We start from the raw sequence: 20046 nt of genomic DNA, 5'->3' as shown, positions 1-20046 counted from the left end.
TAATATGTTGCGCCGCTTTTGGCTGTTTTTCGCCCAGGCTGTCACCGTCGTGCTGGCCGTGTGGTTCGTCGTGGCCACGTTGAAGCCGGACTGGCTGCAGCGCGGGCGGGTGGCCGTGCAGTCCGGCTCCCCCATTGTCGCGCTGAAGGAAGTCGTGCCCAATGTGTCCGGCTCCGCGGCGGAGGGCTCCTATAGCGATGCGGCGCAGCAGGCAATGCCGGCGGTGGTGAATATCTTCACCAGCAAGAACGGCCACAAGCGCGGCCCGAACACGCAGGAAGACCCCTGGTTCCGCTTCTTCTTCGGCGACCGCCTGCCGGAACGGCAGGAACCGGTTTCCAGCCTGGGTTCCGGTGTGATCGTCAGCGCCGAGGGTTACATTCTAACCAACCACCATGTGGTGGACGGCGCAGACGAGATCGAGGTGGCGCTGACCGATGGCCGCAAGGGCAATGCCAAGGTGGTGGGCTCGGATCCCGAGACCGACCTGGCCGTGCTGAAGGTGGCGCTCAAGGACCTGCCGGCCATCACGCTGGGGCGGATCGAGAACGTCAAGGTGGGTGACGTGGTGCTGGCCATCGGCAACCCGTTCGGCGTCGGCCAGACGGTCACCATGGGCATTGTGTCGGCGCTGGGCCGCAGCCACCTGGGCATCAACACCTTCGAGAACTTCATCCAGACCGACGCCGCCATCAACCCCGGCAACTCGGGCGGTGCCCTGGTGGATGCCCGTGGCAACCTGCTCGGCATCAACACGGCCATCTATTCGCGCTCGGGCGGCTCGCTGGGCATCGGTTTCGCCATTCCCGTTTCGACCGCCAAGCAGGTGATGGAATCCATCATCTCCACCGGCTCGGTCACGCGCGGGTGGATCGGCGTCGAGCCCCAGGACATGACGCCTGAGATCGCCGAGTCCTTTGGCCTGGACGCCAAGGAAGGCGCCCTGATCGCCGCCGTGGTCCAGGGCGGGCCGGCCGACAAGGCAGGCGTGCGCCCGGGTGACGTACTGATCTCCGTGGACGGCCAGCACATCTCCGACAGCACCGCCCTGCTCAATGCGGTGGCCCAGCTCAAGCCGGGTGCCGAAACCAAGATGGAAGTCATGCGCCGCGGCAAGCAGGCCCAGCTGACCGTGATGATCGGCAAGCGCCCACCGCCGCCGCGCCGTGCGCTGCCGTTGGACGACGAGGAAGAATAGGTTCGCCGGCTGTGCCGGCGCGAGAGTGCAGGACCGCAAGCAAAGCCCGCCGACCGGCGGGCTTTTTTTTTGGCCGTTCCCCAGGCCAGTTGACGGACAACGCCATGAAGGCATCGCCACGACTGGATCACGCCGATAGCGTCGGGGATTCGAACGAGGCACCACGGGGGGAACGGCACGTCAGCAGGTCAACGAGGGCCTCGTGACCAGGCCAAACCGCATAGGCGACCGTGACCGGTTGCGATCTGCCTCATCCTCTCCGGACGCACTGGCACACTGACGACGCCGCCGGAGTGTCGAGGAGCTCGAAAGGCGACGCCGTCTGTCGCCGCCTCCCGGCCAACCTTGCATCGAGGCCACCAAGAAGCCAGCTGGCGGCACGAGACCGCCCTTGGCTGGCCTGCTCCGCCCGCCCTGGCCACTAGTGAAAGGCAGCACGTTACCCGCCCCTGGAAGGCCGTCGGCTTACGCACTGCACTCACGCCGAGGCCCAAAAAAGAAAGCGCCGGCATCCTTGCGGATGCCGGCGCTTCGCCTGCAAGTCAATTCGAAGCGGGCTCACGCCCGCGTCAAATTAGAACTTGTGACGGACACCAACCACGGCACCGATCTGGTTGCCGCCGTTGAGCACGTTGCTTTGCGAGGTCAGGGTGCTGTTGAAGCCATCCACGCCCAGCTGCGAACCGCTCTTGTTCTTGACGTACGACACCGATGCGTACAGGTCGGTACGCTTCGACAGCGCGTAGTCGGCGGTCGCGACGAATTGCCACGGATCAGCCGAGGTGTTGCGGTAGTCTTGGTAGTAAGCTGCGCCGCTCAGCGACAGAGCCGGGGTCAGCTGGTAACCCAGACCCAGCCAGTACAGGTTCGACGCGCTGTTCGCATCAGCCAGCGTGGTGTTGGCCTGGATAGCGCCCGGCAGAGCAGCGCCGTTGTAGGCCTTGGCCCAACGGTAACCAGCGTACACCTTGGCCGGGCCGAAGGCGTAGGTACCAGCAACGCTGGCGCGACGGATCAGCTGACCGTTGGTAGCAACGTTCGAGCTGTTCGACTGGTCATAGGTAGCACCAACGGAGAACGGGCCAGCGCCGTACATGGCGGTGAAGCCGTACTCACGGCCGGTCGTGAATGCGCCCGGGACTTCGTTGCCGTTGTTGTTGAAGCTCCACAGAGCGCCGACGGTCAGGCCACCGAAGGTACCGACGTACTTGGCGGCGTTGTCAGCACGCGAAGCGAATTCCGGAGCCATCGAGGTGATCGAGTAGCGGGTCGAAATCGCCATCGGATCGTAGACCAGACCGAAGTCATAGAACAGGGTCTGTTGACGGCCCAGGGTCAGGGTGCCCCACTGGTTCTGCAGACCGACGTAAGCGTTACGATTGAACAGACGGCTGGAATCCGACTGAGCGCCGGTGTCAACGCTGAAACCGCTTTCCAGGTTGAAGATGCCCTTCAGGCCGCCGCCCAGATCTTCCACGCCACGCAGGCCCCAGCGCGAACCGGACTGGTTGCCCGAGGTCATGCGCCATGCGTTGGCGGTGGTGCCGTTCGGGGCAACAGCGCGGTTGGTGTACTCAACACCGACGTCAGCCACGCCGTACAGGGTCACGCTCGACTGGGCATACGCACCGCCGGCGGCCAGAGCGGCGACGGCAGCTGCAAACAGTTTCATTTTCATATCGACACTTTCCTTGTCAACTGATTGGGAAATCTTGGCTTGCCCAAGTGATTGGGCGACGCACTAACTTCACGTCTGCTGCGTATTATGGGCCAGCCTCCCCGAGCGTCAGAAGGCTTTTTCACGGTAAACCCTGTGATTCAGGCCTTTATGTTGCAGACGAACAACAAACAAGACGCGAATTTTCCCCAATCTGGTGCAGAATGCCCCGCGTACGAGGGGTGACCCGGCGAGCACGGCCGGGCCGCCGACTCAATCCGCCGGCGTTTCGCCCACGGCCTCGGGCGCGTCTTCCGGCTTCAAGAAAAAGCGTGCCATCAGTAACCCCAACTCATAAAGCGCGATCAGCGGCACGGCCAGCAGGAGCTGGGAAAGCACGTCCGGCGGCGTCACCACGGCGGCGATGATAAAGGCACCGACGATCACATAAGGGCGCACCTGCTTGAGCTTTTCTAGCTCGACCACGCCGAAGCGCACCAGCACGATGACCACGACCGGCACTTCGAATGTTATGCCAAAGGCCAGGAACATGGTCATGGCGAAGCTGAGGTACTTGTCGATGTCGGTCGACATATCGGCCCCCAGCGGCGCGTTGTAGTGCGCCATGAAATGGAACACCGTCGGGAACACCAGGAAGTACGCGAAGGTGACCCCGCACAGGAACAGGACATAGCTGCTGCTGACCAGCGGCAGGATCAGGCGCTTTTCGTGCTGGTACAGGCCGGGGGCGACGAACTTCCAGATCTGGTACAGCACCCAGGGCAGGGCAATCAGGAAGGCAACCAGCAGCGTGACCTTCATCGGCACGAAGAACGACCCCGTCACGTCGGTGACGATCATCCTGCCGCCCTTGGGCAGCGACACCATCAGCGGCCGCGCGAACAGATTGAAGATTTCCGGCGCCCAGTAGACCAGGCCAAGGAAGATAATGAGCACGCCGGCCACCGCCTTGACCAGGCGCTCGCGCAACTCGACCAGGTGGGAGATGAACGTTTCCTGCTGGTCGTCCTGCGGGTCTTGGGAGTCTGGGGAACGCGTATCGCTCATGGCGTGAACCGCTCAGCCTCGCGGGCTGGCAAGGAGAAATCTGTGGTGGCGCGGGCGCGGCTCGCGGGAGCGGACCACGGCGCCCGGCCGGGATGCCGGCGCACGATCGGGCCGGCCATGTCAGTCGAAGAATGAACGGCTGGAGCCTGTCGCCGGGCGATGCCGCTTGACGCGCGCCGCGCCCGACTGGGCCCACATGCGCACGTTCTGCTGCCGCTTGAACCACAGCGGGCGGGCGCCCTGCTTGACGCGCCAGCTCTTGCGGCCATTGTGGACCTTGTGCGCGGCGTCCCAGGAGGGAACGTAGGCGGCGCTTCCGCCTGCCACGCCATCCCCCGGGACTTCGCCCGACAGGGCTTCGTTGAGTGCCTGCGCCTGCTCGCTCACCTCCTTGTGGATGGTGCGCTCGACGTCGCGTGCGGCGTCCTCGAACTCGGTGCGCATCTTGCGCAACTCCTCCAGTTCGACCTCGCGGCTCACCTCGGCCTTCACGTCATTGATATAGCGCTGGGCGCGCCCGACCAGCGCGCCGACCGTGCGCGCCACCTTCGGCAGCCGCTCAGGGCCGATCACGATCAGCGCCACGGCACCGATCAGCGCCAGCTTGGAAATACCGAGGTCGATCATGCGGGCTTCGGAACAGGAGCCGGCGCCAAGGCGCCGGAAGCGGAGGGAATCACGTGCGCCGCCGCGCGGACGTGGGCGAAACGCGCATCACTTCTGCTGCGACTTTTCCTTGGCTTCCACATCGATGGTGGTCGAGTCGCGCAGTTCCTTGGGCTGGGCCGGCTTGTCGTCGGCCTCGCCTTCGCGCATGCCGTCCTTGAAGCCCTTGACCGCGCCACCCAGATCCTGGCCGATATTGCGCAGCTTCTTGGTGCCGAATACCAGCATCACGATCAGCAGCACGATCAGCCAGTGCCAAATGCTAAACGAACCCATTTTTTGCTCCTGATGAAGCCGCGGACGGCCATCCGCCGCCCCGCCCCGTTGTTCCGTCCTGACAAGTCCGCGCCGGGCGACGGTTGCCGGCGCGGTACCCGGCCGCAGCCAAGCTGGCCACGGCCTGTACTAGCTTCCCGAGATTGCGCCCGCTTCAGGGCAGCGGCACCTTCCATAGCGCGCGCGGGCCGCCCATCACGTGCAGGTGCAGGTGATTGACCACCTGCCCGCCGTCCGGACCTGTGTTGACCACGGTACGGAAACCGTTTTCGCAGCCGGAAGCCCGCGCCAGTTCTGGCACCTTCAACATCATTTTAGCAAGCAAGCCGCCCTCGCCGGGACCACAATCGGCCAGCGAGGCAACGTGCGTCTTGGGAATCAGCAGGAAGTGTACCGGGGCCTTTGGGTGAATATCGTGAAAGGCCAGCATCTCGTCGTCCTCATACAGCTTGTCCGACGGCAACTGGCCTGCGACGATCTTGCAGAAGATGCAATTGTCCTGCGCGTTCATGAAGGTCTCGTTTTGCCTGGCTGGCTTCCCGTGCGCTGCGGCAGGGGATCTGAATCAGAACGTTTCGCCGGGGTACATCGGCTTGCCGTCATTCAGGTAGAGCCAGCCCTTGACGATACGATACAACATCCAGATGGACAGGACGCCCCATGCGGCGAAGGCCAGCGGAATCAGCACGACGGTGAAGCACAGCACGCCGCCGAGGGCCGCCCAGGCAATCGTCCACCAGAACGAACGGATCTGCCAGGCGAAGTGCGAGGCATAGAGGCTGCCGCGCGCGTCGTCCCGCTTGACGTAGTCGATGACGATGGCGATCAGCGCGGTGATGCCGCCGGTCAGCCAGAAAATGGCGTAAAGCGCGTAGAGGATATGCAGCAGCTTGCGCAGGCTGTCCAGCTGTGCATCGGCCGGCGTGACCTGGCCGCTGTATTCATTGCTCATGGTGCGCCCCTTCTGCTTCTTGTGTTATCTGCCGGCGGCCAGGGCGCCGGCGCCCTCGACGTCAGCGAGTAGGCGGGACCGACCGGGCCGGCCCGCGCCTCAAGCGCCTTCAAGCGCCGTCAGGCTTGCGCCGCGCCTTTTCCTCCAGGCCGGAGAGTCCTTCGCGGCGCGCCAGCTCCTGGACCACGTCGTCCGGCGACAGGCCGAAACGCGCCAGCAGCACCATGCTGTGGAACCAGAGGTCGGCTACTTCGTAGACCACCTTGCTCTTGGCCTCGTCCGACAGGCCGGCGGCCCGTGCGTCCTTGGCCGCCATCACGGTCTCGGTGGCCTCTTCGCCGATCTTCTTCAGGATGGCGTCGTCGCCCTTATGGAACAGGCGCGCGACATAGGATTTGTCGGGGTCGCCGCCGTTCTCGGGCTTGCGCGACTCCAGCGTGGCGGCCACGCGCGCCAGTACATCGGCGCTACCGGTCTGGGATGCGCTCATGGCTTGGCCGCGTAGATCAGGGTGGGGTCCTTCAGGACCGGCTCGACCGTCTGCCAGTCGCCGTTCTCGGCATCGCCCTCGAACTTCTGGAAGAAGCAGGCATGGCGGCCGGTATGGCAGGCGATGCCATCGATCTGCGTCACCTTGAGCAGCACCACGTCCTCGTCGCAATCGAGCCGGATCTCGTGCACTTTCTGCACGTGGCCCGATTCCTCGCCCTTGTGCCACAGGCGCTTTCGCGAGCGCGACCAGAACACGGCCTCACCGAGCTCCACGGTGCGCTGCAGCGCCTCGCGGTTCATGAAGGCGAACATCAGCACGTCGTTCGAGCCGACTTCCTGCACGATCACGGGCACCAGGCCGTTGTCGTCCCACTTAACCTTGTTGAGCCACTTCTTTGCCATATTGCTTCGCCGTGATCAGATGCGCACCGGAATGCCCTCGCGGGCCATGAATGCCTTGGCCTCGCCTACCGTGTGCTGGCCATAGTGGAAGATGCTGGCCGCCAGTACCGCGTCGGCGTGGCCCAGGCGAATGCCGTCGGCCAGGTCCTGCAGGCCGCCGACGCCGCCCGAGGCGATCACCGGCACCGGCACGGCGTCGCTGACGGCACGCGTCAGCTCCAGGTCGAAGCCGCTCTTGGTGCCATCGCGGTCCATGCTGGTCAGCAACAATTCGCCCGCGCCGCGCTCGGCCATTTCGCGCGCCCATTGCACTGCGTCCAGGCCGGTGGCCTTGCGCCCGCCATGGGTAAAGACTTCCCAGCGCGGCGGCTCGCCCGGCGCCGAGCTGCGCTTGGCGTCGATGGCGACCACGATGCATTGCGAGCCGTACTTGGCGGTGGCGTCGGAGACCAGTTGCGGATTGGCAATGGCCGAGGAGTTGACGCTGATCTTGTCGGCGCCGGCATTGAGCAGCCGGCGCACGTCTTCCACCGCGCGCACGCCGCCGCCCACGGTCAGCGGAATGAAGACCTGGGAGGCGACGGCCTCGATGATGTGCAGGATCAGGTCGCGGCCGTCGCTGGTCGCGGTGATATCGAGAAATGTGATTTCGTCGGCGCCCTGCTCATCGTAGCGGCGCGCGATTTCGACCGGGTCGCCCGCGTCGCGCAATTCGACGAAGTTGACTCCCTTGACCACCCGCCCATTGGTCACGTCCAGGCAGGGGATGATACGTTTGGCTAGCATGAGATTCCTTGCCCGCCACCCTGCCCGCCAACTGGCGGCCGGGGCGGCTGAAGCTGCGCGCGGCGCGCGCGTTGGCTTATTGCTCCGCGCCCAGCTTGTCCGCGCGTGCCTGCGCGTCGGCGAAGTTCAGGTCGCCCGAGTAGATGGCGCGGCCGCAGATCACACCTTCCACGCCGTCCCTCTCGACTTCGCACAGCCGGTCGATGTCGGCCAGGTTGGAGAGGCCGCCGCTGGCGATCACCGGGATCGACATCGACTGGGCCAGCTTGACCGTGGCATCGATATTGATACCCTGCAGCATGCCATCGCGGCCGATGTCGGTGTAGATGATGGCTTCCACGCCGTAGTCTTCGTACTTGCGGGCCAGGTCGACCACCTCGTGGCCGGTCAGCTTGCTCCAGCCATCGGTGGCGACCTTGCCGTCCTTGGCGTCGAGGCCGACGATGATGTGGCCGCCGAAGGCCGAACAGGCGTCCTTCAGGAAGCCTGGGTTCTTCACCGCGGCGGTGCCAATGATGACGTACGACAGCCCGCCGTCGAGCCAGCGCTCGATGGTGTTCAAGTCACGGATGCCGCCGCCCAGCTGGACCGGGATCTCGTCGCCCACCTCGGCGATGATCGCCTTGATGACCGCCTCGTTGCGCGGCTTGCCGACGAAGGCGCCATTGAGATCGACCAGGTGCAGGCGCCGCGCGCCCTGCTCCACCCAGTGGCGTGCCATGGCGGCGGGATCTTCGGAAAAGACGGTGGCCTGGTCCATGTCGCCTTGTTTGAGGCGTACACACTGACCGTCCTTCAGGTCGATGGCCGGGATGAGCAACATATGCGTGACGAGCGTGGTTGAGTAGAAGAAATATAAGCGAGACCGGCGCGCCGGTCAGGTCGAGTCAGTTCGGGCCGGATCGAAATGCGGTCGGATCCTCAAGGATTCCAGTGCACGAAGTTCCTGTACAGCTGCAAACCCATCGCGGCGCTCTTTTCCGGATGGAACTGCGTGGCGAAAATATTATCGCGTGCCACCGCGCTGGTAAATACGACGCCATATTGGGTTTCACCCGCAGTATGGGCCGGATTCTGCGGCCGCACGTAGTAACTGTGGACGAAATAGAACCAGCTGTCATCCGGGATGCCTGCCCACAGTGGGTGGGAACGCACCTGGCGCACGCGGTTCCAGCCCATCTGGGGCACCTTGAAACGGGAGCCGTCCGGCTGGAGCATGCCGTCCAGTTCGAAACGAATCACCTCGCCGGGCATCAGCCCCAGGCAGGGCGTATCACCCTGGCCGGCACGTCGCTCGGTACTGCTATCGAACAGCATCTGCTCGCCGACGCACACACCGAGCATCGGCTTGGTGGCCGCCGCTTCCAGCACGGCCTGCTGCAGGCCCGAGTCGCCCAGCGCGCCCATGCAGTCCGGCATCGCGCCCTGGCCGGGCAGCACCACACGGTCGGCCGTGCGAATTGCCTCGGGTGCGTCCACCACCCGAACATCCGCTTCCGGCGCCGCGGCACGTAGCGCCTGCGCCACCGAGCGCAGGTTGCCCATGCCGTAATCCACAATTGCTATGGTAGTCATGATTTCAAAACAGGCAAAAGTGTCTTCAGCCCGTCCACAATGAATTCCACGGCCAGCGCCGACAGGATCAGCCCCATCAGGCGCGTACCGATATTGATGCCGGTACGGCCGATCACCCGGGAAATGGGGTCGGCCGCGCGGAACACCAGGTACACCACGGCGCCCAGCACCACACCGATGCCGACCAGCACCAGCAGCTGGTACCAGTGCTGGGTCTTGCCGGCATAGACGATCACCGTGCTGATCGAGCCCGGCCCGGTCAGCAGCGGCAGCGCCAGCGGCACCACTGCCACGCTCGCCTTGGCCTCCGCCTCATCCTCTTCCTCCGGCGTCGCCTTGGTGCGGCTGGTCTGCGCGTTGAGCATGTTCATGGCCATCATGATCATGATCAGGCCACCGCCCACCTGCAAGGACGCCACCGAGATATTGAAGAACTCGATGATCTGCTGCCCGAGCAAGGCCGACAACGCCACCACCACCGCTACCGAGATCGACGCGATCTTGATCGTGCGCAGCTTCTCCGTCTCGGTCTGCTGATCGGTCAGGCTGATGAAGAACGGGATCGCCCCGATCGGGTTGATCAGCGCCAACAGCGAGATGAACGACTTGAGCGTATCCATCGGTTGCGTCCAGCCGGGTTATCTGCCAATTCAGGCGCCAATCGAGGCGGATCCATCCGGCGCCCCCCTTGCGGCGGCGCGCCGGGCTCTCCCCTGCCTATAGCGTTCCCTTGGTGGACGGCACCGTGCCGGCTGCGCGCGGGTCAAGTTCCACCGCCATGCGCAGCGCCCGGCCGAAGGCCTTGAACACGGTTTCGCACTGGTGATGGGCATTGATACCGCGCAGATTGTCGATGTGCAGCGTGACGCCGGCGTGGTTGACGAAGCCGCGGAAGAACTCGATGGTCAGGTCCACGTCGAAGCTGCCCACCCGGGCACGGGTGAACGGCACGTGGAACTCCAGCCCCGGGCGGCCCGAGAAATCGATCACCACGCGTGACAGGCATTCGTCCAGCGGCACGTAGCTGTGCCCGTAGCGGGTGATGCCCTTCTTGTCGCCGATGGCGCGGGCCACCGCCTGGCCGAGCGTGATGCCGACGTCTTCCACAGTGTGGTGGTCGTCGATATGGGTATCGCCCTTGGCCTCGACCTCGAGGTCGATCATGCCATGCCGGGCGATCTGGTCCAGCATGTGGTCGAGGAAAGGCACGCCGGACGCCAGCTTCTGGCGGCCGGTGCCGTCGAGATTGAGCGAAACGCGGATCTGCGTTTCGGAGGTATTGCGGGTGACCTCTGCAACACGCATGGTGTTAATCCTGCAACGAAGCCCGGAAGGCTTCGAGAAACTGCGCGTTTTCTTCGGGGGTGCTGACCGTGACGCGCAGACAGTTGGCCAGCAACGGGTGCATTTTACCCACGTTCTTGATCAGTACCCCACGCGCCAGCACCCGATCGAAGATCTGGGCACTGTCGGGCACGCGCAGCAGCAGGAAATTGGCTGCGCTGGGGAACACGGTGACGCCGGGCAGACCCGCCAGCGCGGCCACCAGGTTGGCGCGCTCCGAACGCAGCTGGGCAGCCTGCTCGTCGAGCACGCTGACGTGCTCCAGCGCGAACAGCGCGGCGGCCTCGGTCAGCACGTTGACGTTGTACGGCGGGCGCACCTTGTCGAGCTGCGACAGCCATTCCGGCGCACCGGCGACGTAGCCCAGGCGGATGCCGGCCAGGCCCAGCTTGGACACGGTGCGCATCACCAGCAGGTTGCCGAAATCGGCCAGGCGCGGCATCCAGCTGTGCTGGGCGAAGGGCTGGTAGGCCTCGTCGACCACCACCAGGCTCTGGCAGACCTCGCCGTCGGCCGCGCGGATGATGGCCTCCATATCGGCGGCGTCGAACAGGTTGCCGGTGGGGTTGTTCGGATAGGCCAGGTAGACGATGGCGGGCTGGTGCTCGGCCAGCGCAGCCAGCATGGCGTCGCGATCGAGCGTGAAATCCGCGCGCAGCGGCACGCCGACGAAGCCCAGGCCGGCGAATTGCGCGGACATCGCGTACATGACGAAGCCCGGCACCGGCGCCAGCACCTTGGCGCCCGGCTTGGCGGCAGCCAGCGCGAGCATGCTGATGATCTCGTCGGAGCCGTTGCCGAGCAGCACATCCATGCCGGCCGGCACCTGCATCACCGTCTTGAGCTTCGCCCGCAGCGCTTCGCTGCTGGGCACCGGGTAGCGGTTGAGCGCCACCTCGCCCAGCCGGGCGGACAATTCTGCGCGCAGCGCCTCCGGCAGGCGGTAGGGGTTCTCCATGGCATCGAGCTTCACCAGACCATGCGCGTCCGGCACGTGGTAGGCGCCCATGGCGCGCACGTCGTCACGGATGATGCGTTCGATCAGGGCAGGCTTTACGGCAGACATGGAAGATCCTCTCGTGGTCGGTTGCCGCCGCCCGGGCGGGCGGCGGCGGTTGGAATCAACTGCGCTTGATACGGTATTCGGCGCTGCGCGCGTGGGCTTGCAGGCCCTCGCCATAGGCCAGCTCGGCGGCGATCTGGCCCAGCATCTGCGCCCCGCCCTCGCTCACCTCGATCAGGCTGGAGCGCTTCTGGAAGTCGTAGACGCCCAGCGGCGAGGAGAAGCGCGCGGTGCGCGAGGTCGGCAGCACGTGGTTGGGGCCGGCGCAATAGTCGCCGAGCGACTCGCTGGTGAAGCGGCCCAGGAAGATGGCGCCGGCGTGGCGGATCTTCTCCCCCCACTGGCGCGGGTTCTCGGCCGAGATCTCCAGGTGCTCCGGCGCGATCGCGTTGGCGATCTCGCAGGCCTCCTCCATGTCGCGCACCTTGATCAGCGCGCCGCGCCCGGACAGCGAGGCGGCGATCACGTCGCGGCGCGGCATGATGTCGAGCTGGCGCTGGATGCTGGCCTCGACCTCGGCGATGTAGCCGGCGTCCGGGCACAGCAGGATGGACTGCGCCAGTTCGTCATGCTCGGCCTGCGAGAACAGGTCCATCGCCACCCAGTCGGGGTCGGTGGTGCCGTCGCAGATCACCAGGATCTCGGACGGGCCGGCGATCATGTCGATGCCGACCGTGCCGAACACGCGGCGCTTGGCCGCCGCCACATAGGCATTGCCAGGCCCGACGATCTTGTCGACCTGCGGCAGCGTGGCCGTGCCGAAGGCGAGCGCCCCCACCGCCTGCGCGCCGCCGATGGTGAACACGCGGTCCACGCCGGCGATCTGCGCGGCGGCCAGCACCAGCGGGTTGCGCACGCCGCCCGGCGTGGGCACCACCATGATCACTTCCTTGACGCCGGCCACGCGCGCGGGGATGGCGTTCATCAGCACGGACGAGGGGTAGGCCGCCTTGCCGCCGGGCACGTAGAGCCCGACGCGGTCCAGCGGCGTGATCTTCTGGCCCAGCACCGTGCCGTCGGCCTCGGTGTATTCCCAGCTATGGCTGCCGCATTCGATCTTCTGCTTCTCGTGGTAGGCGCGCACGCGCGCCGCGGCGGCCTCCAGCGCTGCACGGCGTTTGGGCTCGAGCTCGTCGAGCGCGGCTTCCAGTTCGGCCTGCGACAGTTCCAGCGCGGCCAGCGAGGCAGCCTCGACACGGTCGAAGCGCTGCGTGTATTCCAGCACCGCGGCATCGCCGCGCGCTTTCACGTCGGCCAGGATCTGCGCCACGGCACGATCGATGGCTTCGTCCTCCGATGCCTCGAAGGCCAGCACCTGGCGCAGCGCGTGGGCGAAGCCCGCTTCGCTCGAATCGAGCTTGCGGATCACCACGTTTTCGGTACGGTTCTCAGTCATGATGGCATTCCCCTGGGGCGGGCGGCGGCGTCAGGCCAGGGCCGCCGAGGCCCGTTCAAACGCGTCGAGAATCGGCATGAGCCGCTCGCGCTTGAGTTTGAGCGCGGCCTGGTTCACCACCAGCCGCGACGAAATCTGCACGATCTCTTCGACCTCAACGAGGTTGTTCGCACGCAGCGTGCCGCCGGTGCTGACCAGGTCGACGATGGCATCGGCCAGGCCCACCAGCGGACCCAGCTCCATCGAGCCGTACAGCTTGATCAGGTCGACGTGCACGCCCTTCTTGGCGAAGTGCTCGCGCGCCGTCTGCAGATACTTGGTGGCCACGGCGAGCCGCGCGCCCTGGTGCACGGCGCTGGCATAGTCGAAGCCGGCCGGCACCGCCACCGACATGCGGCACTTGGCGATGTTCAGATCGATCGGCGCGTAGAGCCCGGCCATGCCGTGCTCCATCAGCACGTCCTTGCCGGCCACGCCGAAGTCGGCGGCGCCGTACTGCACATAGGTCGGCACGTCGGAGGCGCGCACGATGATGACGCGCACGTCCGGGTCCGTGGTCGGCAGGATCAGCTTGCGCGAGGTCTCGGGATCCTCGGTGACGCGGATGCCCGCGGCCTCCAGCAGCGGCATCGTCTCGGTGAAGATGCGGCCCTTGGACAGTGCCAGCGTCAGCTGGTTGGCGGGGCGGATGGCGAGATTCATGGATGTCCTCGGGATACTCAGGCGATGCGGCGGATCTTGGCGCCCACCGCAGACAGCTTGTCTTCCATGCGGTCGTAGCCGCGGTCCAGATGATAGATGCGGTCGATGACGGTCTCGCCCTCGGCCACCAGCCCGGCGATCACCAGGCTGGCCGAGGCGCGCAGATCGGTGGCCATCACCCGGGCGCCGGACAGGCGCGGCACGCCGGTCACCACCGCGGTATGGCCCTCCACCGAGATGTTCGCGCCGAGCCGGTTCAGCTCCTGCACGTGCATGAAGCGGTTTTCGAAAATGGTCTCGGTAATGCGGGCCGCGCCTTCGGCCACGGCATTCAGCGCCATGAACTGCGCCTGCATGTCGGTCGGGAAGGCCGGGTACTCGGAGGTGCGGAAGCTGACCGCGGCCGGGCGCTGTGCCATCGCCAGGCGGATCCAGTCCTCGCCGCTCTCGATGTGGGCGCCGGCCTCGCGCAGCTTGTCCAACACGTTGTCGAGGATGTCCGGGCTGATGCCGCGCAGCGTCAGGTCGCCCAGCGTGGCCGCGGCCGCGCACAGGAAGGTGCCGGCCTCGATGCGGTCGGCGATCACGCTGTGGCTGGCGCCGTGCAGGCGCTCCACGCCATGTATCACCAGGCGGTCAGTGCCGATGCCCTCGATCTGCGCCCCCATCTTCACCAGCAGGCGCGCCAGATCGGTCACCTCGGGCTCGCGTGCGGCGTTCTCCAGCACGGTCTCGCCCTCGGCGAGGGTGGCGGCCATCAGCAGGTTCTCGGTGCCCGTCACGGTGATCATGTCGGTCACCACGCGCGCGCCCTTCAGGCGCTTGGCGCGGGCATGGATGAAGCCATGCTCGATGCTGATCTCGGCGCCCATGGCCTGCAGGCCCTTGATGTGCTGGTCCACCGGGCGCGCGCCGATCGCGCAGCCACCGGGCAGCGACACGCGTGCCTCGCCGAAGCGGGCCACGAGCGGCCCCAGCACGAGGATGGAGGCGCGCATGGTCTTGACCAGCTCATAGGGCGCCTCGGGCAGATTGACGTCGGTGCCGTCGAGCTTGACGGCATTGCCGTCCTGCTCGGCCTTCATGCCCATCTGGCGCAGCAGCTTCAGCGTGGTGCGCACATCCTGCAGGTTGGGCACGTTGTCCAGCGCGACCGTGTCGGCGCACAGCAGCCCCGCGCACAGGATCGGCAGCGCGGCGTTCTTGGCGCCGGAGACGCGGATCTCGCCGCGCAGCGGGCCATTGCCCTGGATCTCAAGTTTGTCCATATTCGGTCGTTTCATGGGAAAGCCTGCGAGGCTTCCGACATCGTTGCGGCGGCTGCGGCGGCGGCCTCTGCCGCCCTGCCTCGCCTGCCCGGCGCCGTTCCGGCGCCGCGTGCCGGCAGCCCGCTGGGGATGTCCCCGCGGCTTGCCCGGTTGTTCTTACCTGCCGTCCGACGCCTGCCACTCCGCAGGCGTCAGCGTTTTCATCGACAGCGCGTGGATTTCCGCCTTCATGCGGTCGCCCAGCGCCGCATAGACGCGCTGGTGCCGCTGGATCAGGCGCTTGCCCTCGAACTCCCCGCTGACGATGGTGGCGAAGAAGTGCTGACCGTCGCCCTCTACCTGCAGGTGTTCGCATGGCAGACCTTGGGCGATGTAATCCCTGACTTGTTCCGGTGTTGGCAGCATGTCTTTCTCTTTGTTGCGTCTAGTTACGTCTGATCGATACTCGCAGCGGGGCCAGGCCGTGGCTCAGTGCCGCAGCTTGTAGCCGGACTTCAGCAGCCGCAGCGCCAGCGCCGCCAGCACCACGAAGGCGGTGCCGACCACGGCCAGGCTGAAGGCCGGGTTCGCATCGGACACGCCGAAGAAGCCGTAGCGGAAGCCGTCGATCATGTAGAAGAACGGGTTGGCATGCGACACCCCTTGCCAGAAGGGGGGCAGCGAATGGATGGAATAGAACACGCCGGACAGGAAGGTGGCCGGCATGATCAGGAAGTTCTGGAACGCCGCGAGCTGGTCGAACTTCTCGGCCCAGATGCCGGCGATCAGGCCAAGCGTGCCGAGAATGGCCGCGCCCAGCACCGCGAAGGCCAGGATCCAGCCGATGTGCGCGAAATGCAGGTTGGCGAACCAGGCGGTAACGAGCAGCACGCCCAGGCCGACCGACAGGCCGCGCACCACCGAGGCCAGCACATAGGCGCTGAACATCTCCCAATGCGACAGCGGCGGCAGCAGGACGAACACCAGGTTGCCGGTGATCTTGGACTGGATCAGCGACGACGAGCTGTTGGCGAAGGCGTTCTGCAGCACGCTCATCATCACCAGGCCGGGCACCAGGAAGGCCGTGTAGCTGATCTGGTCATAGACCTTGACCCGGTCCTCCAGCACGTGGCCGAAGATCAGCAGGTACAGGATCGCCGTCAGCACGGGCGCGGCCACGGTCTGGAAGCTGACCTTCCAGAAGCGCAGCACCTCCTTGTAGAACAGCGTGCGGAAGCCCACCAGGCTGCCGGGCTGCGAGGCCGCGGCCGGCACGCCGCGCGATACTTCGGCCACGTCGAATTCAGCGGGCTGCTTCATGCCGCCGCCTCCAGCGCCGGCGCACCCTGTGCACCGGGCATGTCGGCCTCGCGGCGCATGATCTGGACGAACACGTCTTCGAGGTCGGCCTTGTTGATTTCCATGTCTTCGATCTCACAGCCGGCCTCGCGGCAGGCCGCCAGGATGGGCTCCACCGCCGGGTAGCCCGACAGCCGCAGGCGCTCGCCGCGCTCGCCGGGGTTGGCCGGCATGCGCAGCGGCTCGAGCGCAACCGGCAGGCTGCCGCTGGCGAAGGACAGCTTGAGCTGCAGGCCGGCAAACTGGGTCAGCAGGTTGCTGGTGCGGTCCAGGGCCACCACCTCGCCGAACTTGAGCATGGCGATGCGGTCGCACAGCGCCTCGGCCTCTTCCAGGTAGTGGGTGGTCAGGATCACGGTGTGACCCTCGCGATTGAGGCGGGAGATGAACTTCCACAGCGTCTGGCGCAGCTCCACATCGACCCCGGCGGTCGGCTCGTCCAGCACGATCACCGGCGGACGGTGCACCAGCGCCTGCGCCACCAGCACGCGGCGCTTCATGCCGCCGGAGAGCTGGCGCATATTGGCGTCGGCCTTGCTGGTCAGGTCCAGGTTGGCCATCACCTCATCGATCCAGTCGTCGTTGCGCGTCAGGCCGAAATAGCCGGACTGCAGGCGCAGGGTCTCGCGCACCGAGAAAAAAGGATCGAAGACCAGCTCCTGCGGCACCACGCCGAGCATGCGGCGCGCCAGCCGGTAGTCGGCCACCACGTCGTGCCCGAGCACGCTGACGCGGCCCGAGTCGGCACGATTCAGGCCCGCGAGGATCGAGATCAGCGTCGTCTTGCCGGCGCCGTTGGGACCGAGCAGGCCGAAGAATTCGCCTTGCTCGACGGAAAAGCTGACGCCCTTGAGCGCTTGCAGATTTCGATAGCGCTTGCGAACGTCGGTGAGTTCGATGGCTTTCATGGCCGGATACTGTGGGGCTGGCCGGCTCTGCGGAGCCGATCGGCCGGTAAATGGCGGAGGTGCCGCCGGCATCTGTCGCACGCCAGGCGCGCAACGGGCGAACAACCCGGAATTATAGGGGATGTGGGCGGTGTCCCGCTTTGGACGAGGCGCGCGGCGGAAACCGGCGCCCGGGCATCGCGCTGGCAGCCGCTGCCGCGGCCAGCCATGGATGCCGGTTCAATGTCGATGGGCGACGAGGGAGACGACGGTGCCGTCCCGGGCCGGCGCTGCCGCCGGCAGTCCCAGCAGGCCATTGAGGCCGTAGACCTCGGCCAGCGCCGTCAGCTGCCGCGGCACGCCGACGAAGGCCAGCGACTGGCCGCGCGCATCGGCCGCCCGGCGCAAGGCCAGCAGCACGGCCACGGCGGCGGAATCCACCTGCTCGAGCGCCCCGCAGTCCACCTGCGCCTCACCCTGCGCCAGGCGCGACAGCCCCTCACGCAGCACGGTGGCGGCGTTGCGGTTGGTCAGCGAGGTTCCAAGCGAGAGCATGGTGCGGTGGTCTTGAATGGGATGCGCGCCCAATCAAAGGGAACGGGCACGACGGGTCATTGTAGCAGCTTGGCTGCGGCATGCTGCGCCGCAACCGGAGAACATCAAGGGGAGGCACGGGCACCAGGCGGTCAGCCCGGCGCCCCGTCCTCCGCTCAGCTCTTGGCGTTGGCGAGCTGGCGGTTGCGGTCCTGCAGCGTCTTGATGACGCCGTCCACGCCCTGCTGGCCGACGATGGTGTTGAAGCTGCCCTTGTAGGCCTCGGTCAGCCAAGCGCCGAGGACGTTGATGTCATAGACCTTCCAGCCCTGCGGCGTCTTCTCGAGGCGGTAGTCGAGCTGGATCGGCTCGCCCTTGTTGATCACCTGGGTACGGATCGTGGCGTCGGTATCGTCCGCGGCGCCGCGGTAGGGACGGAACTGCACGGTCTGGTCGCGGATCTGCGCGATCGCGCCCGCATAGGTGCGGATCAGCAGCGTCTTGAACTCATCGGTGATCTGCTTCTGCTGCTCGGGCGTGGCCTTGGACCAGTTGCGGCCCATGGCGATCTGGGTGGTCCGCTGGAAGTTGGCATTGGGCAGGATCTTCTGCTCGACCAGGGCGCTGATCTTGTTGATGTTGCCGGCCTGCATGTCCTTGTCTGACTTGACGGTCGACATCACGTCGGTCACGACGGCCTTGACCAGGCCATCGGGCGTCGAAGAGTCCTGCGTCTGGGCATTCGCGGCACCGGCACCGCTGAAGGCGACGACAGTCAGAAAGGGAAGCAAAAGTCGCTTGAGCATTGGATTTCCTTGTCAATCGTGAGGGTGGACCGCCGCCATCCTCCTGCGGATGGCGGCAAACCCCGTTTCCGGGGTTGGCGCGGATCCACCTGGGCCAGCTGCAGCGGGCAGCCTCATGCTATTGGAACACGGGCTGGTCGCGGGAGTTCTGGCCGGGAGTGTCGTATGCGCCATAACTAAAGATTTGTTTCAGTACTGACAGGCTGCTCACGGTACCACCGTTGCGCCCGCCCTCACCGGCCCAACCGCAGACCCGGCAGGCTCGGCACGCTCGGCGTCACTGGCAGCGTCTGGCTCTCCGGCTGCGCGCCGCCTGCCGGTGCCGGCGCGCCTTGGCCGTCGGGCTGCTCCTGATCTTCCTCGTGCCTGGGCGGGTTGCCATCATAGATCTGGTATTCGCGCCGCTGCAGGTACGCGTCGCGCAGGAAGGAGTAACGGTCCAGCGCGGCCTGCTCGAGCAGGTTGGAAACGCCCAGCAGCTGCGCGCGCGTGTTGACCAGGCGCACGCCGGTGAACGAATTGCGCACCCAAACCGGATACACATAGGCGGACGGATCCATAAAGCGGTCGACGAGCATGCCGGTCGTGTCGCGCACGGTGCTGGGCCCGAACACCGGCAGCACCAGGTACGGACCGGGGGGCACACCCCACACGCCCAGCGTCTGGCCGAAGTCTTCCTTGTACTTGGGCAGGCCGGCCGGCGTGGCGATGTCGATCAGGCCGCCGATGCCCAGCGTGCTGTTGAAGATCACCCGCATGCTGTCTTCGGCAGCGCGCGTGGGCTTGCCCTGCATCAGGTTGTTGGCTGCGGAATAGACGTCGCTGATATTCGAGAAGAAGTTGCTTACCGCGATCTGCACCGGCGATGGCAGGGCGAAGTCATAGGCCTGCGCGACCGGCTTCAGCACGTATTTGTCGACTTCGTCGTTGACACGCATCACGCCCCGGTTGAGCGGCTCGAGCGGATCCTTCGGATTGGCGTCTGGACCCGTGGCACAGCCCGCCGTCACGGCGAGGGCCGCGGCCAAGCTTGTGAACAGGGTAATTCGCTGACGCCAGCGCGAACTGGGCGCAGGCGTCATTTGGCCCCTCCGGCCGCCGGCGCGGAGGCCGCGCTGGCATTGCCGCCGGCGCCGGCATCGGCTGCCTTGTTGTACAGGAACTGCCCGATCAGGTTCTCCAGCACCACCGCCGACTGCGTCATGGTGATGCGCGAGCCCTCGGCCAGCATGGCGGTGTCGCCGCCGGGCTCCAGCCCCACGTACTGCTCGCCGAGCAGGCCCGAGGTCAGGATCTTGGCCGAGGTGTCCTTGGGAAACTGGTAGCGCTTGTCCAGCTTGAGCACGGCAGTGGCCTGGTAAGTCTTGTCGTCGAAGCGGATGTCGGCCACGCGCCCGACCACGACGCCCGCGCTCTTGACCGGCGCGCGCGGCTTGAGCCCGCCGATGTTGTCGAAGCGGGCCTGCACCTCATAGGTTTCCTGGAAGGAGAAGGAGCTCATGTTGCCGGCCTTCAGGGCCAGGAACAGCAGGGCCAGGAAGCCCACCACCACGAACAGTCCCACCCAGAAATCGAGTGTGTTTCTTTTCATCTGTGTCTCTTTTCAAGCGCCGGAAGCCAGCCAGGCGCGCCGATC

At 66.0% G+C, this 20046-nt stretch carries 25 protein-coding genes; 1 reads left to right on the top strand and 24 read right to left on the bottom strand.

What is annotated here, in order from left to right:
- The first annotated feature begins 4 nt into the window (after positions 1–4).
- Positions 5–1198: a Do family serine endopeptidase gene (locus AC1Z3O_RS00565; protein ID WP_483512765.1), complete on the top strand. Its 1194-nt coding sequence runs from the start codon at positions 5–7 to the stop codon at positions 1196–1198.
- Positions 1199–1772: 574 nt separating this feature from the next.
- Here AC1Z3O_RS00565 and AC1Z3O_RS00560 read toward each other — a convergent pair.
- From AC1Z3O_RS00560 to mlaD, 24 genes are all read right to left on the bottom strand, one after another.
- Positions 1773–2876, bottom strand: coding sequence for a porin (locus AC1Z3O_RS00560; protein WP_483512764.1), 1104 nt, complete (start codon positions 2874–2876; stop codon positions 1773–1775).
- A gap of 252 nt (positions 2877–3128) precedes the next feature.
- Positions 3129–3923, bottom strand: a complete 795-nt coding sequence (gene tatC, locus AC1Z3O_RS00555) for a twin-arginine translocase subunit TatC (protein WP_483512763.1) — start codon at positions 3921–3923, stop codon at positions 3129–3131.
- 120 nt (positions 3924–4043) lie between these two features.
- A complete protein-coding gene (tatB, locus tag AC1Z3O_RS00550) occupies positions 4044–4550 on the bottom strand; it encodes a Sec-independent protein translocase protein TatB (RefSeq protein WP_483512762.1) in 507 nt (168 codons plus the stop codon).
- A gap of 87 nt (positions 4551–4637) precedes the next feature.
- Positions 4638–4865 (bottom strand): Sec-independent protein translocase subunit TatA, encoded by a 228-nt coding sequence (tatA, locus tag AC1Z3O_RS00545; protein ID WP_483512761.1) that lies wholly within the window; start codon positions 4863–4865, stop codon positions 4638–4640.
- Between the two features lie 154 nt (positions 4866–5019).
- Positions 5020–5376 (bottom strand): histidine triad nucleotide-binding protein, encoded by a 357-nt coding sequence (locus tag AC1Z3O_RS00540; protein ID WP_483512760.1) that lies wholly within the window; start codon positions 5374–5376, stop codon positions 5020–5022.
- 54 nt (positions 5377–5430) lie between these two features.
- Positions 5431–5817 (bottom strand): DUF4870 family protein, encoded by a 387-nt coding sequence (locus tag AC1Z3O_RS00535; RefSeq protein WP_483512759.1) that lies wholly within the window; start codon positions 5815–5817, stop codon positions 5431–5433.
- 109 nt (positions 5818–5926) lie between these two features.
- Complete coding sequence (locus AC1Z3O_RS00530) at positions 5927–6307, bottom strand: phosphoribosyl-ATP diphosphatase (protein WP_483512758.1); 381 nt, start codon at positions 6305–6307, stop codon at positions 5927–5929.
- Positions 6304–6711 carry a phosphoribosyl-AMP cyclohydrolase gene (gene hisI / locus AC1Z3O_RS00525; protein WP_483512757.1) on the bottom strand — a complete coding sequence of 136 codons (408 nt, stop codon included), beginning with the start codon at positions 6709–6711 and terminating at the stop codon, positions 6304–6306. The genes AC1Z3O_RS00530 and hisI overlap by 4 nt, the downstream gene beginning before the upstream one ends.
- 15 nt (positions 6712–6726) lie before the next feature.
- Positions 6727–7497 carry an imidazole glycerol phosphate synthase subunit HisF gene (gene hisF / locus AC1Z3O_RS00520; RefSeq protein ID WP_483512756.1) on the bottom strand — a complete coding sequence of 257 codons (771 nt, stop codon included), beginning with the start codon at positions 7495–7497 and terminating at the stop codon, positions 6727–6729.
- Positions 7498–7573: 76 nt separating this feature from the next.
- Complete coding sequence (gene hisA / locus AC1Z3O_RS00515; RefSeq protein WP_483512755.1) at positions 7574–8320, bottom strand: 1-(5-phosphoribosyl)-5-[(5-phosphoribosylamino)methylideneamino]imidazole-4-carboxamide isomerase; 747 nt, start codon at positions 8318–8320, stop codon at positions 7574–7576.
- Between the two features lie 98 nt (positions 8321–8418).
- Entirely contained in the window at positions 8419–9072 is a 654-nt protein-coding gene (gene hisH, locus AC1Z3O_RS00510; protein WP_483512754.1) for an imidazole glycerol phosphate synthase subunit HisH, read from the bottom strand.
- Positions 9069–9692, bottom strand: a complete 624-nt coding sequence (locus AC1Z3O_RS00505) for a YchE family NAAT transporter (protein WP_483512753.1) — start codon at positions 9690–9692, stop codon at positions 9069–9071. The genes hisH and AC1Z3O_RS00505 overlap by 4 nt, the downstream gene beginning before the upstream one ends.
- A gap of 97 nt (positions 9693–9789) precedes the next feature.
- Positions 9790–10377: an imidazoleglycerol-phosphate dehydratase HisB gene (gene hisB / locus AC1Z3O_RS00500; RefSeq protein WP_483512752.1), complete on the bottom strand. Its 588-nt coding sequence runs from the start codon at positions 10375–10377 to the stop codon at positions 9790–9792.
- 4 nt (positions 10378–10381) lie between these two features.
- A complete protein-coding gene (gene hisC, locus AC1Z3O_RS00495) occupies positions 10382–11482 on the bottom strand; it encodes a histidinol-phosphate transaminase (protein WP_483512751.1) in 1101 nt (366 codons plus the stop codon).
- A gap of 55 nt (positions 11483–11537) precedes the next feature.
- Complete coding sequence (gene hisD, locus AC1Z3O_RS00490) at positions 11538–12875, bottom strand: histidinol dehydrogenase (protein ID WP_483512750.1); 1338 nt, start codon at positions 12873–12875, stop codon at positions 11538–11540.
- A 30-nt stretch (positions 12876–12905) separates the two neighbouring features.
- Complete coding sequence (gene hisG / locus AC1Z3O_RS00485; protein WP_483512749.1) at positions 12906–13577, bottom strand: ATP phosphoribosyltransferase; 672 nt, start codon at positions 13575–13577, stop codon at positions 12906–12908.
- A gap of 17 nt (positions 13578–13594) precedes the next feature.
- The gene (gene murA, locus AC1Z3O_RS00480; protein ID WP_483517479.1) at positions 13595–14845 is read right to left on the bottom strand and encodes a UDP-N-acetylglucosamine 1-carboxyvinyltransferase; all 1251 of its coding nucleotides are present in this window, start codon (positions 14843–14845) and stop codon (positions 13595–13597) included.
- A 156-nt stretch (positions 14846–15001) separates the two neighbouring features.
- A complete protein-coding gene (locus AC1Z3O_RS00475; RefSeq protein WP_483512748.1) occupies positions 15002–15250 on the bottom strand; it encodes a BolA family protein in 249 nt (82 codons plus the stop codon).
- A 63-nt stretch (positions 15251–15313) separates the two neighbouring features.
- Positions 15314–16144: an ABC transporter permease gene (locus tag AC1Z3O_RS00470; RefSeq protein ID WP_483512747.1), complete on the bottom strand. Its 831-nt coding sequence runs from the start codon at positions 16142–16144 to the stop codon at positions 15314–15316.
- Positions 16141–17091 (bottom strand): ABC transporter ATP-binding protein, encoded by a 951-nt coding sequence (locus AC1Z3O_RS00465; protein WP_483512746.1) that lies wholly within the window; start codon positions 17089–17091, stop codon positions 16141–16143. Before AC1Z3O_RS00465 ends, AC1Z3O_RS00470 begins: the two co-directional genes overlap by 4 nt.
- A gap of 219 nt (positions 17092–17310) precedes the next feature.
- Complete coding sequence (locus AC1Z3O_RS00460; protein ID WP_483512745.1) at positions 17311–17625, bottom strand: STAS domain-containing protein; 315 nt, start codon at positions 17623–17625, stop codon at positions 17311–17313.
- 155 nt (positions 17626–17780) lie between these two features.
- A complete protein-coding gene (locus AC1Z3O_RS00455) occupies positions 17781–18410 on the bottom strand; it encodes an MlaC/ttg2D family ABC transporter substrate-binding protein (protein WP_483512744.1) in 630 nt (209 codons plus the stop codon).
- 233 nt (positions 18411–18643) lie between these two features.
- Positions 18644–19492 (bottom strand): MlaA family lipoprotein, encoded by an 849-nt coding sequence (locus tag AC1Z3O_RS00450; RefSeq protein WP_483512743.1) that lies wholly within the window; start codon positions 19490–19492, stop codon positions 18644–18646.
- Complete coding sequence (gene mlaD, locus AC1Z3O_RS00445; RefSeq protein ID WP_483512742.1) at positions 19489–20001, bottom strand: outer membrane lipid asymmetry maintenance protein MlaD; 513 nt, start codon at positions 19999–20001, stop codon at positions 19489–19491. The genes AC1Z3O_RS00450 and mlaD overlap by 4 nt, the downstream gene beginning before the upstream one ends.
- Between the last annotated feature and the right edge of the window lie 45 nt (positions 20002–20046).

Source organism: Cupriavidus sp. 09_S30 (genome assembly GCF_056930435.1).
This window is presented reverse-complemented; position numbering and strand designations above follow the sequence as displayed.

Bases quoted from the DNA above. Each gene is read 5' to 3' on its own strand.
- hisF (WP_483512756.1), bottom strand. From the start codon at position 7,497: ATGCTAGCCAAACGTATCATCCCCTGCCTGGACGTGACCAATGGGCGG.
- AC1Z3O_RS00450 (WP_483512743.1), bottom strand. From the start codon at position 19,492: ATGACGCCTGCGCCCAGTTCGCGCTGGCGTCAGCGAATTACCCTGTTC.
- hisD (WP_483512750.1), bottom strand. From the start codon at position 12,875: ATGACTGAGAACCGTACCGAAAACGTGGTGATCCGCAAGCTCGATTCG.
- AC1Z3O_RS00475 (WP_483512748.1), bottom strand. From the start codon at position 15,250: ATGCTGCCAACACCGGAACAAGTCAGGGATTACATCGCCCAAGGTCTG.
- AC1Z3O_RS00460 (WP_483512745.1), bottom strand. From the start codon at position 17,625: ATGCTCTCGCTTGGAACCTCGCTGACCAACCGCAACGCCGCCACCGTG.
- hisB (WP_483512752.1), bottom strand. From the start codon at position 10,377: ATGCGTGTTGCAGAGGTCACCCGCAATACCTCCGAAACGCAGATCCGC.
- hisI (WP_483512757.1), bottom strand. From the start codon at position 6,711: ATGGCAAAGAAGTGGCTCAACAAGGTTAAGTGGGACGACAACGGCCTG.
- AC1Z3O_RS00505 (WP_483512753.1), bottom strand. From the start codon at position 9,692: ATGGATACGCTCAAGTCGTTCATCTCGCTGTTGGCGCTGATCAACCCG.
- tatB (WP_483512762.1), bottom strand. From the start codon at position 4,550: ATGATCGACCTCGGTATTTCCAAGCTGGCGCTGATCGGTGCCGTGGCG.
- murA (WP_483517479.1), bottom strand. From the start codon at position 14,845: ATGGACAAACTTGAGATCCAGGGCAATGGCCCGCTGCGCGGCGAGATC.
- tatC (WP_483512763.1), bottom strand. From the start codon at position 3,923: ATGAGCGATACGCGTTCCCCAGACTCCCAAGACCCGCAGGACGACCAG.
- hisH (WP_483512754.1), bottom strand. From the start codon at position 9,072: ATGACTACCATAGCAATTGTGGATTACGGCATGGGCAACCTGCGCTCG.
- AC1Z3O_RS00465 (WP_483512746.1), bottom strand. From the start codon at position 17,091: ATGAAAGCCATCGAACTCACCGACGTTCGCAAGCGCTATCGAAATCTG.
- AC1Z3O_RS00560 (WP_483512764.1), bottom strand. From the start codon at position 2,876: ATGAAAATGAAACTGTTTGCAGCTGCCGTCGCCGCTCTGGCCGCCGGC.
- AC1Z3O_RS00535 (WP_483512759.1), bottom strand. From the start codon at position 5,817: ATGAGCAATGAATACAGCGGCCAGGTCACGCCGGCCGATGCACAGCTG.
- hisC (WP_483512751.1), bottom strand. From the start codon at position 11,482: ATGTCTGCCGTAAAGCCTGCCCTGATCGAACGCATCATCCGTGACGAC.
- tatA (WP_483512761.1), bottom strand. From the start codon at position 4,865: ATGGGTTCGTTTAGCATTTGGCACTGGCTGATCGTGCTGCTGATCGTG.
- mlaD (WP_483512742.1), bottom strand. From the start codon at position 20,001: ATGAAAAGAAACACACTCGATTTCTGGGTGGGACTGTTCGTGGTGGTG.
- AC1Z3O_RS00455 (WP_483512744.1), bottom strand. From the start codon at position 18,410: ATGCTCAAGCGACTTTTGCTTCCCTTTCTGACTGTCGTCGCCTTCAGC.
- hisG (WP_483512749.1), bottom strand. From the start codon at position 13,577: ATGAATCTCGCCATCCGCCCCGCCAACCAGCTGACGCTGGCACTGTCC.
- AC1Z3O_RS00470 (WP_483512747.1), bottom strand. From the start codon at position 16,144: ATGAAGCAGCCCGCTGAATTCGACGTGGCCGAAGTATCGCGCGGCGTG.
- AC1Z3O_RS00565 (WP_483512765.1), top strand. From the start codon at position 5: ATGTTGCGCCGCTTTTGGCTGTTTTTCGCCCAGGCTGTCACCGTCGTG.
- AC1Z3O_RS00540 (WP_483512760.1), bottom strand. From the start codon at position 5,376: ATGAACGCGCAGGACAATTGCATCTTCTGCAAGATCGTCGCAGGCCAG.
- AC1Z3O_RS00530 (WP_483512758.1), bottom strand. From the start codon at position 6,307: ATGAGCGCATCCCAGACCGGTAGCGCCGATGTACTGGCGCGCGTGGCC.
- hisA (WP_483512755.1), bottom strand. From the start codon at position 8,320: ATGTTGCTCATCCCGGCCATCGACCTGAAGGACGGTCAGTGTGTACGC.